The following is a 13,385-nucleotide window of genomic DNA, read 5'->3' on the forward strand; positions in this document are numbered from 1 at the left end:
TTGGGGCTTGAAATTTATTTATCGCCCCAATGTAATTTTTCTCTTAAAAGTGAATAATAATTGCGATTCTTAGGAATAATTAATCTTGCATAGTTTTTCGATTTTTTAATAATTATTTCATCGTTTTTTTCCAATTTTTTACCAATTTGTCCATCAAAGGTGATAAAAATCTTTTCATCTTCACTTTTGATAATAATTTTTATTTCTGAATTGTCAGGGACAACAACTGGTCTATGTGTTAAAGAATGGGGGCATATTGGTGTTATCAAAATAGAATTCATTGTCGGTATTACAATTGGACCACCTGCAGCTAAAGAATAAGCTGTAGAGCCAGTTGGAGTAGCTATAATTAAACCATCAGCTCTATAAGTATTAACAAACATATTGTCAATAAAAACATCCATTTCAATAATTCTTGCTAAGGCACCTTTATGAATCACAATATCATTTAAGACATCCATGGAAAATTCTGCTTCACCATTAACTATTTTGCCATTTAATTTCATCCTTTGTTCACATCTAAAATTATCTTCTATAATATTTTCTATTACCTGAATTGCTTCTTCAACTTTTGTTTCTGTAAGAAAACCAAGTCTTCCAAGATTTATTCCTAAAATGGGGATATCTTTATCTTCAACAAGTCGTATAGCTGATATTAATGTGCCATCCCCCCCTAATACGATTATCAATTCTGATTTTTCTTTTATCTCTTTTGCACTGTTTTCAGGTAAATTTAAAACTCCTGCAGCTCTTTTCTCAAGTAAAATATTTTTACCTTTTTCTTTTAAAAGGGTATAAATTTGCTCAGCTAAAGGCTTGGCTGCTTCTGAGTGCGGTTTTACAATTAATGTTATGTTATTCATTTAAGGCTCTCTCTATTTTTTTGTCAATTTCTATGAAAAAACTATCTTTTATTGGTATCTTATTTCCAGTATATCTGAAATATGTTAAGTATTCAACATTCCCTTTTGCACCTTTTACAGGTGATTTCGTAATATCAACAAACTCATAACCATTATCTAAAGCACAGGTGATAACTTTTTTTATAACTTCTCTATGAATATTGATATCTTTCACAACCCCATTTTTACCTACTTGATCCCTTCCAGCTTCAAATTGAGGCTTAATTAATGGGATAAAAAGTGTAATATTTTTTTTACAAAATTGAATTGTTTTTGGGATGATGAGAGAAAGGGAAATAAAAGATACATCACAAGTGATAACATCAACTTGTTCTCCAATAGTTTCAAACTCTATATATCTAAAATTGCATTTTTCAATATTAACAACTTTAGGATTATTTATCAATGAATAGTGTAGTTGCGCTTTTCCCACATCCACAGCATAGACTTTTTTTGCACCGTTTTTTAGTGCCACATCGACAAATCCGCCAGTGGAAGCTCCTATATCAAGGACTGTTTTTTCTTTGAAATCTAAATTGAAATGGTTTACAGCTTTTTCTAATTTGAGTCCACCTTTGCTAACATAGGGTAATGTTTCCAATAATTTTATATGGGCATTTTCATCAATTTTTGTACCAGGTTTGTCTATTTTTTCATTATTTACAATGACAAGCCCAGCCATTATTAATCTTTGGGCTTTTTCCCTTGATTCTGCTAACCCTCTTTGAAATAAAATCTTATCTAATCTATCTTTTGCCATTCAGAAATTATTTTATTTTTTATTGTTTCAGATTCGATACCTGCAATTTTTCTAAGATCATTAATAGATCCATGTTCGATAAATTTATCAGGGAGTCCAAAAGATAAAAATTTGTTTGGTAGAAGGTTATTTTCTGCTAATATTGATAAAATGTATTCTCCAACACCACCAAATTTTGCATTTTCTTCAACTACAGCAACTAATTTTTTCCTTTTGCATATTTCTAAAATAATATCTTTATTTAGTGGTTTTACAAATCGAAGATTAATAAATCCAATATTATAATCTGCCTTTAATTCTTCATAGACTTTGCTAGCCTCGTCAAAAATGTGTCCGGCACTTATCAGTAATATTTCACCTTTTTCGTTTATAATTTGAGGTTTGAAAGGTTCAACCTTTTCGTAAGGATATTCATATTCTTTAACATTTCCTCTTGAGTATCTAATAGCCACAGGTGCATCGATTTGATAGCTCAATTCTAACATCTCTTTTAGTTCTACTTCATCTTTTGGAAGCATTATATGTATATTTGGAATTGTTCGTAGATAAGAGATATCAAAAGCTCCATGGTGAGTGGGGCCATCAGCTCCCACAAGTCCACCCCTGTCAATACAGAAAGTAACTGGAAGATTTTGAAGTGCGACATCATGGATTATCTGATCATAAGCTCTTTGTAAAAAGGTAGAATATATTGCAACATAAGGTTTACATCCACTGATAGCTAAGCCAGCTGCAAAAGTAACGGCGTGTTGTTCTGCAATTCCCACATCAAAGAATCTATCTGGAAATTTTTCTGCAAATTTTGTAAGCCCAGTACCTGGTTTCATAGCTGCTGTAATCGCTACGATGTTTTTGTGTTTTTCAGCCATTTCTATGATCTTTTCACCAAAGACCTCAGTAAATGTTTTGCCACTAAATTTGATAGGCTTACCTGTTTTGATATCAAAAGATGATATTCCATGAAATTTTTCTGGGTTTTCTTCTGCTGGTTTATACCCTTTCCCTTTTTTAGTTATTACATGTATTAGAGTAGGGCCATCTTGTATTTTTGCATTGTGTAGAGCTTTATCAAGCTCTTTTAGATTGTGGCCATCTATTGGCCCGATATATTTTAAGCCCAATTCTTCAAATAAAATACCTGGTGTGAAAAAACCTTTTAACCCTTCTTCAAACTTTTTAGCCATTTTTAACAATTTATCGCCAAGCGGGGCATGCTCTAGGATACTTTGAACATCCTTTCTGAAATGAGTATAAAATTCTCCTGTCATTGCTCTTGATAGGTAGGATGATATGGCTCCCACATTTTTACTAATGGACATTTCATTGTCATTTAAAATTACGATCATATCCTTATCAAGATGTCCAAGATTGTTTAACCCTTCAAAAGCAAGACCTGCAGTAAGGGCACCGTCCCCAATAACTGCAACAATTTTTCGATTTAAATTCAGAATATCATTTGCAACTCTCAACCCTAATGCAGCTGAAACAGATGTGCTGGTATGTCCGACACCAAAAGCATCATATTTACTCTCTGCAGGTTTATTAAATCCACTTATACCTTTAAATTGTCTCAATGTATGGAATCTATCTTTTCTATCTGTTAATATTTTATAGGCATAGGATTGATGTCCTACATCCCAAATAATTCTATCTATCAACGGATTGAAATTTTTTAAGAGACTGATAGTTAATTCAACAACACCTAATGATGGGGCTAAATGCCCACCATTTTTTGCACACGTTTTAATGATAATATCTCTTATCTCTTTCGCCAAAACTTCTAACTCTTCATACTTTAATTTTTTTATGTCTTCAGGTAGCTTTAATTTTTCAATCATCAATTATTCCTTTTTAAAATATAGTTTGCTATTTCTATCAAAGGTGTTGCAGCTTTACCATATGGTTTTAAAATATTTATCGCAGAATTAATTAAATCTTCAGCTATCGATTTTGATTTTTCCAGACCATATATTTCAGGGTATGTTGCTTTTTTATTTTTTAAATCACTTCCTGCGTTTTTACCAAGCTCTTCAGTAGTCGAAGTGATATCTAGTATGTCATCTACAATTTGAAATGCTAAACCAATTTTTTCGCCAAATTCGGCTAAATTTTGTTTATCTTTTTCATCTGCAAAACCTAAAATTGCTCCAAGTTCACAGCAATAAGAGATGAGTGCTGCAGTTTTATGCTTATGTATAAAATCTAACGTATTTTTGTCTATCTCTTTGTTTTCATTAATTATGTCTGCATATTGTCCACCAACCATACCTTTGTAACCAGCACTTTTAGCTAATTTAAAAGCTGCTTCAAGTATTGTCTCTGTAGGAATATCTTTGTTTATATCTTTATCGAGCATAATTTCGAAAGCCAAAGTTAATAATGCATCACCAGCTAATATGGCAGTGGCTTCTCCAAACATTTTGTGATTTGTGGGTTTACCTCTTCTTAAATCATCGTCATCCATAGCAGGCAAATCATCGTGGATTAGAGAATAAGTATGGAGCATTTCCACTGCAGCAGCAAAAGGGGTAACTTTATCAAAATAACTTTCAAATATACCGTAAGAGGAGTAAATTAATACAGGTCTTAATCTTTTGCCACCAGCAAAGATGCTATAACGCATTGATTCTATTAGACCTATAGTTTGTTCGTTTTCATAAGTTAAATAGTTTCTTATCCAGTCGTCTACTCTTTGTGCAAAAAATTTTATATAGTTTTTTAAGTTAAAATTTTCACTCATCGAATTCTTCCGATTCTAAAGTTCCATCTTCATTTATTTCAATAATTTTGTTTATTTTTAACTCTATATCTTTCAAAAACTTTTTACACTCTTTACCTAACTTCATCCCTTCTTGAAATAATTTTAATGATTCCTCTAAACCAACGTCACCTTCTTCTAAGATCGTTACTATTTCTTCTAACCTTTTTATCTTTTCTTCGAATTTGATGTTTTCTTTACTCATTACTTAACCCTTTTAAAAATTCAATAACTTTTTCCACATGACCATTCACTTTTACATTATAAAATGGCTTTAAGATTATTCCATTTTCATCAATGATAAAAGTAGACCTGATTATCCCCTTTGTTACTTTACCGTACATCTTTTTCTCACCATAAGCACCATAACTTTCTGCAACTTTTTTATCAGGATCAGAAAGAAGAAGAATTTTTAAGCCGTGTTTCTCTTTAAATTTTTTGTGAGATTTTATAGAATCAGGGCTTATACCAACCACTGTAGCGTTTAGTGATTCTATTTCTTCGAGATGTTCAGTAAATCCTACAGCTTCCCTTGTGCAACCTGATGTATTGTCTCTTGGATAAAAATATAAAATTAACTTTTTCCCTTTAAAATCATCAAGGGTGTGCTCTTTTTCATCATCACCAATGAGCTTAAAATCTACTGCTTTATCTCCTGGGTTAAGTTTGATTCTTTCCATTGTCCCCTCTCACTGTAATATTTTGCATAAAGCTGCCCACAAGCAGCCTCTATATCCTGGCCGAAACTTTTTCTTATAAATGTAGCTATCCCATTATTTATCAGAGTCTTTTGAAAATTTAAAGCATAATTTAGTTGTGGTGAATGAAAGTCGCTCAATTTTGTTTTGTTGTAAAGAATGAGATTTACTTTAATCGGTAAACCTTTTAATTGTTTTACAAGCAAATTTGCATCTTTAGTTGTATTGTTAAGCCCATCTATTAATACATATTCTAAAGTTATCCTTTTCCTTTTTGGGATTGGCAATTTTTTTATACCATTTATAATCTCTTCTATTGGGTATCTTTTATTTACTGGCATTAACTTAGAGCGAATTTTGTTTGTTACGGCATTTAGGGATATGGCTATATTTACTTTATAGTGTTTAGCCAATAGGTTGAGTTTATCCATTATGCCACAAGTAGATACTGTTACTTTTCTATGGCTGAAATTTAAAGCTTCTTCATTTAAGATAATATCAAGAGATTTTGTTAAATTATCAAAATTATCAAGAGGTTCTCCCATACCCATGAAGACAAGATTGGTTAAAGGTTTCTTTTTTGTTTCTGCTAAATTTCTAAGGTATATTATTTGTCTTATTATTTCTGCAGATGTCAAATTTCTTATTAATCCAATTTTTGCTGTGTTGCAAAATTGACAACCCATCCTGCATCCAACCTGAGTAGATAAGCATGCAGTAACCCTTTTTCCATCAAACATTAGAACTGACTCAATAAAATTGTCATCTTCCAGTCTGAAAAGAACTTTTATAGATCCATCTAATTGAGATTCTAACTGTTCAACTACGGTAAGTTTTGTAAATGAAAAATTTTCAATTAATTTTTTTCTGAATTCTAATGGTAAATCAGTCATTTCATCAAAAGAGGTTACCCCTTTTTGATAAATCCATTTAAACAGCTGAGTTGCTCTAAAAGGTTTTTCGTTTAATTGAGTCACTACTTCTTTTAGTTCTGTCAGTGATAAATTGTCTATTTTATGATTCATAATCTTTGTGCTACGACTCTGTTTTTCCCTTCTTTTTTAGCTTGATAAAGTGCATTGTCAACCAATTTGTACAATGTATTGAAATCAACATCAAAATCTTCTTCTATTGATATAAGTCCTAACGAAATGGTTACAGTATATTCTTTATTAAAAGAAAAGTGGTGATTTTCAACATGTTCTCTTATCTTTTCAGCTAAAATAGAAGCTCCCTTAAAATTTGTTTGTGGTAGGATAATTGCAAACTCCTCTCCGCCAATTCTTGCAAAAATATCTGATTGACGTAGATTTGATTTAACTATATTTGAAAGTTCAATTAATACAGTATCACCCTTATCATGGCCAAAATTATCGTTTATTTTTTTGAAGTTGTCTATATCGAAGGAAATCAATGAGTATGGAGTTTTATGTCGTTTTGAAGATTTAATTGTATATTTTAGAGTTTCATCAAAAAATTTTCTATTATAAATCTTTGTTAAATAATCTGAAACAATTTCTTGTTGTCTTGACTTTTGAGATAGTAAGAAAGAAATAAGAAGGTTTGAATAAGTTATAGCAAATTCTAATAGTTTTTCATCAAAAGGTGGGTCTTCATCAAATTGTATTAAATAATATATATCATCGTTAAGTTTAAAAAGTTTATTTTTTAAATCTGTTTTTGGTATTTTTACCGCATCACTATTATTTTCTCTATAAATAATAATATTATCTTGATTCAAATTATTATGTGAAGAAATTATTTTCAAAAGATTGCAGCAAAGATTATTGGAGTTGTTACTTATAAAAGCCTTATATTCGTAATCTTGTTTAATAACCAATAGTAAATTAACGGGCAGAAAAATTTTTTCCAAAATATCCAATAATTTGATAATAGTGCTGTCAAAATCATCCTTATAAATTTGAAATAGATGATAGATATTATTAGTGATTGCTAGTTTTATTATATTGTATAAAAAAATATTTGTTTTTTCATCAGAGTAGGATATGTTTTTCTTCTTCTCTTTTTTTTGTATAATATTTTTCAAATTCTCAATTTTTATAATCGTCACATCTGAAAATGTATAATAGCTGTTTTCAGAAATCATGTAGCATTCCACTGGTTGTTCATAAATAACATTTGCTATAAGCTGTATTACTAATGAATATTTTTTAAAAAAAGCTTCAGAAATAATAATTTTATTCAAACTTTTATGCATTATTTCATTTATTGCAGATTTTAATGTAGTTCTGACGAAAACATTTTTTGTTAATAGCTCATCGGGGATACTTTCATCTTTAGTAATGCATAAGAGTATATGATCATTCATAATTTTTTCCGGTTAAAGTTTTGTATAATTTAATATCATTTTCATTTTTAAATAATTTAATTTTTTTCTTTAATATATTTATTAAATCATCATAGTTTTTTGTCTTGATACACAAATCAATATAATCATTTAAATCTTTTTCGGTAGGATTAATTATCATTAAATATGTTTTTAGCCATTTTCTCCCTTCATTATAAAACCCATTTTCTATAAGTTTGGTAATAAAATTCTTTAAATCTTCAGGATTATAGGAGTTTTCGAAGATCAAATAATAAATAGCTAATATCTTAAATTTATCTTTTTCCTGTTGTAAAAGATTTTTAAGCTGCTCTATTGATAAATTTTTATATCTATCTTTTAGTTTATAGATATTTTCAGCATTTTCATCATCAGATTTAATATTTGATTCATAAAGCTCTCTAAATTCTTGTTTTATGACATCTTCAATATTGATTTTTTTAAATACACTATTATCAAACTCATCTTTTGTAAAAATATGAGAATTATCAACAATATGAGATTCTTCTTTAGATGTTAGAAAAAGGCCGTTTTTGTTTAAAACCTGATTAAGTTGATTTAAGACAACATTTATTGCTTTATCATCTAAATATATTAGTACATTATTAGCAAGTATTATATCAAAGTATTCTTCTTCAAAATATTTTAAGATATTTTCTTTTAAAAGGTTTATTTCAATAAATTTGACATTGGTTTTTAAAAAGCTTTTTATTAAATATTTGTTTTTTTCTTTGACGAAAAAATTTTTATAAAAATCAATATTACCTCTAAATGAATTTTCAGTATATTCTCCTTTTTTAGCTTTTTCTAAAGCGTCTTTATCAATGTCTATACCAATAATTTCATAATTATTTATGTTTTCTAAAAAAAATTTTATTGATAATGAATAACACTCTTCCCCTGTTGAACAGCCAAAAGATAAAATCTTTAGATTTCCTCTTATTTGTTGAGTTTTATAATAATCTATAATTTTATCAATTTGGTCTTTGTTTCTGAAAAAATATGTTTCATTGTTTAAAATAAAACTTATTAGATTTTTTCTTAAAAAAACAATTAATTCTTCATAGGAAAGTTGTTCTAAGAAACTATTGTGTTGTATAAATTCTAAAATTCTATTTATAGTGGCATTGGTTATTTTAAAGCCACATTCTATAGAAAGGAATTCACATATTGTTTCAAATAGTGTATTCTTCTTTAATAAACTTGATTGCATCTTTTTCGTTTTTAAATATGTTAAAAAGCTTGTTTAGATTTGTGTTTGAGAAAATTTTATGAATGTTCTCAGAAAGATTACATAATGCAAAAGGGATATGGTTATCTTTTAAATATTTGAGTGATTGTATAAGCTCTCTTAAACCGGAGCTATTGAGATATATAACTCTATCAAAGTTAATTATTACACCGGAAACATTTTTAAGTTTTGAAATGTGATCTCTAATTTCATTTCCATTTATTGCATCAATTTCGCTTAAAGGAATTATAATTTCTACATCTTCTACTTTTTCAGTTTTAAATGCCATATTTTCCTCCTGATACAAAATTATGATTGCATTCTTTTTAGTTCAATTTGTCTTTTAAAAACATATTGAATAATTTTATCCCTATCGTTTTCTCTTATGGATATAAACTCAACCCCAGCTTCTGTTTTCCCGTTTATTTCCTTTACTCTTACAACTTTTCCAAAAACTTCTTTAATATTATTTATAGCTCCTGAAAAATCCAATTCAATAATGTCATCAATATAAAGCTCTAATTCAGTAAAGATTCTAACACCACCACCTGAAATATCTTTAACAGTACCTTCTTTACAAATTTTTATCATATCTGGCGTATTCTTATTATCGTTGTATACTATTTTGCATACTATTATTTTTAAAAATGTTTCCACTCTAAAATATTTTCTTAATTCTTTTCTAAATAATTGATCAGGTTTTTTTATTTTTAACATTATAATATTGTCTCTTACTCTATTTATTACTTCAGTGATAAAACTAAATCTGCCTTTATCTGTTACAAAAGAAACGTCAATTTTTGTCCCTGGCTTTAGTGGGGCAGGGATTGCATTTTTTGTGGGCAGAGAGATATATATATAATCGTCATTAATTGACTCAATCCTTGAATCATATTTACCGATAAATTCTCCTGACAACACTTCAACTAATATTTTTGTATTTGATTCGATATATTTATCAGGGTTGGTAATTTTTTCCATTATTAGTTTTCTCCACTAACTTTTTTGAATTTTATAACAAAAGTTGTGCCATTTTTAGAAGTGTTAAAACAAATCTCTCCATTATGTTCTTCAACAATCTTTTTCACTATGGCAAGGCCTAATCCTGTACCTTTACCTTCTGGTTTTGTTGTAAAAAAAGGTTCAAAAATTTTGTCTTGGATTTCTTCTGGTATCCCTGGACCGTTGTCAGAGATTTCAAGGAAGATATCATCATTATTGGAATAAGTTTTAACAGTTATTTGTGGGTTCTCTACTTCTGCTAAAGCATGATTTGCATTTATTAGTAGATTTAAAATCATTTGTTCAATGCTTGTGTTATTACCATAAATCAATGGTAGATTTTCTTCCAATTCTAAATTTATTTGTACATTTCCTCTTCTGATTTCGTAATCACTAAAAGAAAACACTGATTTAATTGTATTGTTTAGATTTATAGGATATTTTTTATTTTCCGGTTTTCTTACAAAGGTAACTAAATTTACCGCTAAATTTTCAATTTTTTCGATTCCAAAATTTAGTTTATTTAAAATTTCTTGCTGTGTACTATCACTGCAAAGGTGTTTCAAAACTGATAAATAATTTTTTATTGATGTTAAAGGGTTGTTTATTTCGTGGATGATTCCAGAAGTAATTTGTCCTATTGTGGCAAGCTTTTCCACATGCTTTATGTTTTCTTCAAAAGTTTTTATATCTGTTATTTCTTTAAGAGTAATCAAAGTATCATCATCAAAAGTTGTGAATGTTGTTAAAAAAAACCTATTTGAATTATCGTTTAAGATGGAGTATACACCTTCTACTTTATCATTTTCTTTTAAATCCTCATTTAATTGTTCCAAAGTATAATCCACTAAAGAAAATATTTCTAAAAAATTATTGGTAGTTATAAAATTTTGATTGCTAACTTTTATCTGTAATGCTTTAGTGTTCATATAATTTATTGTAAAATCTGAGGATACTATAAAAACAGCTTCTGGAAGAGAACCAAGAATTTTGTTTAGTTTATAATTAAGATTTAATAGTTCCCTTTCTAGTTTGGCTAAAGATTCAGCTTTATTTTTTAAGGATAGACTGATTTCTTTTGAAAAAAGATCAATATTTTTTTCACTAAAGTCCCTTTTTTCAATAAATGAAATAATGTTTTGTGCAAAAGACTTGGGATCTATAGGTTTTGTGAAAAATGCTTCACAGCCTGCTGCCATGGATAGTTTTTCATACGAATTTTCTGAAACTGCTGTAAGAGCTATTATTGGTATGTGGTTAGTTGATTTTTTAGATTTTAAAATTGCTGCTGCTTCATAACCTTTTAGTTTTGGAAGATTAATATCCATTATAATTAGATCAGGTATAATTTCTTCAGCTAGTTCTATGGCTTCTAAACCGTCTTTTGCTAAAAAAACATCGATATTATGTTTTTTCAAAATCATTTCGACAAGTTTAAAACTTTGAAAGTCATCTTCAACATATAACACTTTGTACATTTCAACCCCATATTGGTAAGATTAAAAATAAATTGTTTTGGTCAGTAAATATCTTAGCATTTAGTTTTTCTATAATTTTCATCAAATAATTGTTTTTATCTATCATAGCTAACTTTTTATTATCCAAGCAATCTTCAAAAATAATATTTACATTCTTTTCATCAGTACTAATAGTTATGCTGTATTTTTTATTAGTTAATGATAATATGTTTTTAACTATAATGTCAAATAGATATTTAATTAACTCGTAATTATGGAATATTTTCTTCTTACTGTTGATATGGGTAATATTTATATTGTATTTTTGTTCAAGATACGAAATTAACTCATCAATAAAAAAGAAATTTCTTTTACCATTTATAATTTGATACTGATTTTTTAAAAAACTTGTTAGTTCTTCAATCTCTTTAATGTAATTGTTTAAAAAAGACATAATCTTATTCTTATCAATTTTATTATTGGAAATATCTATCATTAAAGAAGTTATTGGAGTTTTTAACTCGTGAGAGATTGTTTCAATTATTTCATCCCATAATTCCACAGTATTGATTTTTTGTGATATTTTTTGGGTAGATGAAATTTCTTTTTTTTCGCTATTTTTAGTTTTATGGATATTTATTAAATATTCATAAAGTTTTTCAACATCTACAGGTTTTTCTACAAACCCATCGAAACCAGCTTTAAAAACATCCTTTATAGTGTGTTTATCAGTGTAGCCGGATATTGCAATAAATACGGTTGTTGATTCTAAATTACTACTTTTATAACGTTTTAAAATTTCAAAACCAGATAAATCTGGAAGATTTAAATCGATAAGTGCAACATCAGGATTTTCGTTTAATAAAATATTTAAACCTTCTTCACCATTTTCTGCTATCAAAAATTCTGAGAAAAAAGGCTCTAAGATTTTTTTAACTAAAACAAGGTTGTTTACATTATCCTCTATATATAAAATCTTCATAACCTAATGATAACACATATTTAAAAGAGTGTAAAGCAAACCTTAAGATTTTTTATTTTTATTGTAGGTTAAAATTAGAATACCTAAAAATATCAAAATTATACCGATGATAGAATATATGTTTGGTTTTTCGTGTAAAACAGTTATTCCTAAAAATGTTGCGGTTAATGGTTCGGTAAGAGATAAAGTGGCTGTTTTAGAAACATTAATATAGTTTAATCCTCTAATGAAAAATATATAAGATATTGTTGTAGTGAATAATCCCAAGTGTAGCGTTACCAAAATCCCTTTTGTAGTAAAGACCCATGAAAGATCATTGAAAAAGAGAATAGGGGATAAAAGGATAGCTCCACCAAGAAATAGTAAAGCCATGACGGTATCGTTATCAAGAGATTTAAGTAATATTTTGCTTACCAGTGTGTACAATGCATAGGAAAAACCTGCTAAAATAGCTAAAAAGATACCTAAAATGTTAAAGTCATAATTAGAATTACTTCCTCCTAAACCGATAAAGATTAATCCTAATAATGAAATAAAAGTACTAAAATACCATTTTGCAGGTATTTTTTCCTTTAAAAAAATTATAGATAACAATCCTGCAGAAATGGGAGAGCTCCCTATCCCAACTACTGTACCCACAGCAACGCCAGCAAGTTTAACACCATAAAAAAAGCTGAGCTGGTAAAGTGCTACACTTGCCATGCCTAAAAATGTTAACATTAACGGTATATTTGATAGATTCAGTTTTTTATTTTTTATATAAGCAATAAAAAAAAGAGCCAAACCACCAATTAAAATTCTCAAGGTACCTAAAACTGCAGAGTTTGCCTCAGATGGAGCCAAACCTTGAGTAGTACCTGTTGTTCCCCACAGAAATGCAGCAAGTATAATAAATAGTGAACCTTTTAATTCTTTGTTATCCATTACTGATTAATAATATACTTTATTTTTTTAATCAACAAAAAGTTATAAGAATTTTAGCCACTTGTGAATATTGTTCAGTAAGAGATTGCTTCGCTACGCTCGCAATGACGGCATTTTTGGGTCATTGCGACCCCGCCATTTAGTAGTAAATTTTAAGCTTAAAACTTTTTATGTGTATAGTACTTGCATATATAATTTTAAATATGTGAGGCTCAATGGCGGGGGAAGCAATCTAGTATATTTAGCATCTATTTCTGCGCAATAACCTCAAAAAATTGACCCATAGTGCAACAGCCTCATGTTGTAAATTAATAATTTCAATAA

Annotated in this window: 14 protein-coding genes; all 14 read right to left on the reverse strand. The window is 28.6% G+C overall.

Annotated elements, in window-relative coordinates; translation table 11 throughout:
* Positions 1-14: 14 nt before the first annotated feature.
* From DEFDS_RS04735 to DEFDS_RS04800, 14 genes are read right to left on the reverse strand one after another with little or no spacing between them, the layout of a single operon-like run.
* Entirely contained in the window at positions 15-863 is an 849-nt protein-coding gene (locus DEFDS_RS04735; RefSeq protein ID WP_013007661.1) for an NAD(+)/NADH kinase, read from the reverse strand.
* Positions 856-1,662 (reverse strand): TlyA family RNA methyltransferase, encoded by an 807-nt coding sequence (locus DEFDS_RS04740; protein ID WP_013007662.1) that lies wholly within the window; start codon positions 1,660-1,662, stop codon positions 856-858. Before DEFDS_RS04740 ends, DEFDS_RS04735 begins: the two co-directional genes overlap by 8 nt.
* Positions 1,644-3,500: a 1-deoxy-D-xylulose-5-phosphate synthase gene (gene dxs / locus DEFDS_RS04745; protein ID WP_013007663.1), complete on the reverse strand. Its 1,857-nt coding sequence runs from the start codon at positions 3,498-3,500 to the stop codon at positions 1,644-1,646. Before dxs ends, DEFDS_RS04740 begins: the two co-directional genes overlap by 19 nt.
* Positions 3,500-4,402 carry a polyprenyl synthetase family protein gene (locus DEFDS_RS04750; RefSeq protein ID WP_013007664.1) on the reverse strand — a complete coding sequence of 301 codons (903 nt, stop codon included), beginning with the start codon at positions 4,400-4,402 and terminating at the stop codon, positions 3,500-3,502. The genes dxs and DEFDS_RS04750 overlap by 1 nt, the downstream gene beginning before the upstream one ends.
* Positions 4,395-4,625 carry an exodeoxyribonuclease VII small subunit gene (gene xseB / locus DEFDS_RS04755; RefSeq protein ID WP_013007665.1) on the reverse strand — a complete coding sequence of 77 codons (231 nt, stop codon included), beginning with the start codon at positions 4,623-4,625 and terminating at the stop codon, positions 4,395-4,397. The genes DEFDS_RS04750 and xseB overlap by 8 nt, the downstream gene beginning before the upstream one ends.
* Entirely contained in the window at positions 4,618-5,100 is a 483-nt protein-coding gene (gene bcp / locus DEFDS_RS04760; RefSeq protein ID WP_013007666.1) for a thioredoxin-dependent thiol peroxidase, read from the reverse strand. The genes xseB and bcp overlap by 8 nt, the downstream gene beginning before the upstream one ends.
* Positions 5,061-6,143, reverse strand: coding sequence for a 23S rRNA (adenine(2503)-C(2))-methyltransferase RlmN (gene rlmN / locus DEFDS_RS04765; protein ID WP_013007667.1), 1,083 nt, complete (start codon positions 6,141-6,143; stop codon positions 5,061-5,063). Before rlmN ends, bcp begins: the two co-directional genes overlap by 40 nt.
* Positions 6,140-7,447, reverse strand: a complete 1,308-nt coding sequence (locus tag DEFDS_RS12595; RefSeq protein WP_013007668.1) for a GGDEF domain-containing protein — start codon at positions 7,445-7,447, stop codon at positions 6,140-6,142. Before DEFDS_RS12595 ends, rlmN begins: the two co-directional genes overlap by 4 nt.
* Positions 7,440-8,678, reverse strand: a complete 1,239-nt coding sequence (locus tag DEFDS_RS12600; protein ID WP_013007669.1) for a CheR family methyltransferase — start codon at positions 8,676-8,678, stop codon at positions 7,440-7,442. Before DEFDS_RS12600 ends, DEFDS_RS12595 begins: the two co-directional genes overlap by 8 nt.
* A complete protein-coding gene (locus tag DEFDS_RS04780; protein WP_013007670.1) occupies positions 8,641-8,985 on the reverse strand; it encodes an STAS domain-containing protein in 345 nt (114 codons plus the stop codon). Before DEFDS_RS04780 ends, DEFDS_RS12600 begins: the two co-directional genes overlap by 38 nt.
* Before the next feature lie 20 nt (positions 8,986-9,005).
* Positions 9,006-9,677, reverse strand: coding sequence for a flagellar brake protein (locus DEFDS_RS04785; protein WP_013007671.1), 672 nt, complete (start codon positions 9,675-9,677; stop codon positions 9,006-9,008).
* A gap of 2 nt (positions 9,678-9,679) precedes the next feature.
* A complete protein-coding gene (locus DEFDS_RS04790) occupies positions 9,680-11,176 on the reverse strand; it encodes an ATP-binding protein (RefSeq protein ID WP_013007672.1) in 1,497 nt (498 codons plus the stop codon).
* Position 11,177: 1 nt separating this feature from the next.
* Positions 11,178-12,137, reverse strand: coding sequence for a response regulator (locus DEFDS_RS04795; protein WP_013007673.1), 960 nt, complete (start codon positions 12,135-12,137; stop codon positions 11,178-11,180).
* 42 nt (positions 12,138-12,179) lie between these two features.
* Entirely contained in the window at positions 12,180-13,061 is an 882-nt protein-coding gene (locus DEFDS_RS04800; RefSeq protein ID WP_013007674.1) for a DMT family transporter, read from the reverse strand.
* Positions 13,062-13,385 lie beyond the last annotated feature (324 nt).

It is taken from the genome of Deferribacter desulfuricans SSM1 (genome assembly GCF_000010985.1).
GTDB classification, from domain to species: domain Bacteria; phylum Chrysiogenota; class Deferribacteres; order Deferribacterales; family Deferribacteraceae; genus Deferribacter; species Deferribacter desulfuricans.

Coding starts and splice junctions, on each gene's coding strand:
- DEFDS_RS12600 (WP_013007669.1), bottom strand. CDS start 8,678: ATGCAATCAAGTTTATTAAAGAAGAATACACTATTTGAAACAATATGT.
- rlmN (WP_013007667.1), bottom strand. CDS start 6,143: ATGAATCATAAAATAGACAATTTATCACTGACAGAACTAAAAGAAGTA.
- DEFDS_RS12595 (WP_013007668.1), bottom strand. CDS start 7,447: ATGAATGATCATATACTCTTATGCATTACTAAAGATGAAAGTATCCCC.
- DEFDS_RS04780 (WP_013007670.1), bottom strand. CDS start 8,985: ATGGCATTTAAAACTGAAAAAGTAGAAGATGTAGAAATTATAATTCCT.
- DEFDS_RS04735 (WP_013007661.1), bottom strand. CDS start 863: ATGAATAACATAACATTAATTGTAAAACCGCACTCAGAAGCAGCCAAG.
- DEFDS_RS04800 (WP_013007674.1), bottom strand. CDS start 13,061: ATGGATAACAAAGAATTAAAAGGTTCACTATTTATTATACTTGCTGCA.
- bcp (WP_013007666.1), bottom strand. CDS start 5,100: ATGGAAAGAATCAAACTTAACCCAGGAGATAAAGCAGTAGATTTTAAG.
- DEFDS_RS04790 (WP_013007672.1), bottom strand. CDS start 11,176: ATGTACAAAGTGTTATATGTTGAAGATGACTTTCAAAGTTTTAAACTT.
- DEFDS_RS04795 (WP_013007673.1), bottom strand. CDS start 12,137: ATGAAGATTTTATATATAGAGGATAATGTAAACAACCTTGTTTTAGTT.
- DEFDS_RS04740 (WP_013007662.1), bottom strand. CDS start 1,662: ATGGCAAAAGATAGATTAGATAAGATTTTATTTCAAAGAGGGTTAGCA.
- xseB (WP_013007665.1), bottom strand. CDS start 4,625: ATGAGTAAAGAAAACATCAAATTCGAAGAAAAGATAAAAAGGTTAGAA.
- dxs (WP_013007663.1), bottom strand. CDS start 3,500: ATGATTGAAAAATTAAAGCTACCTGAAGACATAAAAAAATTAAAGTAT.
- DEFDS_RS04785 (WP_013007671.1), bottom strand. CDS start 9,677: ATGGAAAAAATTACCAACCCTGATAAATATATCGAATCAAATACAAAA.
- DEFDS_RS04750 (WP_013007664.1), bottom strand. CDS start 4,402: ATGAGTGAAAATTTTAACTTAAAAAACTATATAAAATTTTTTGCACAA.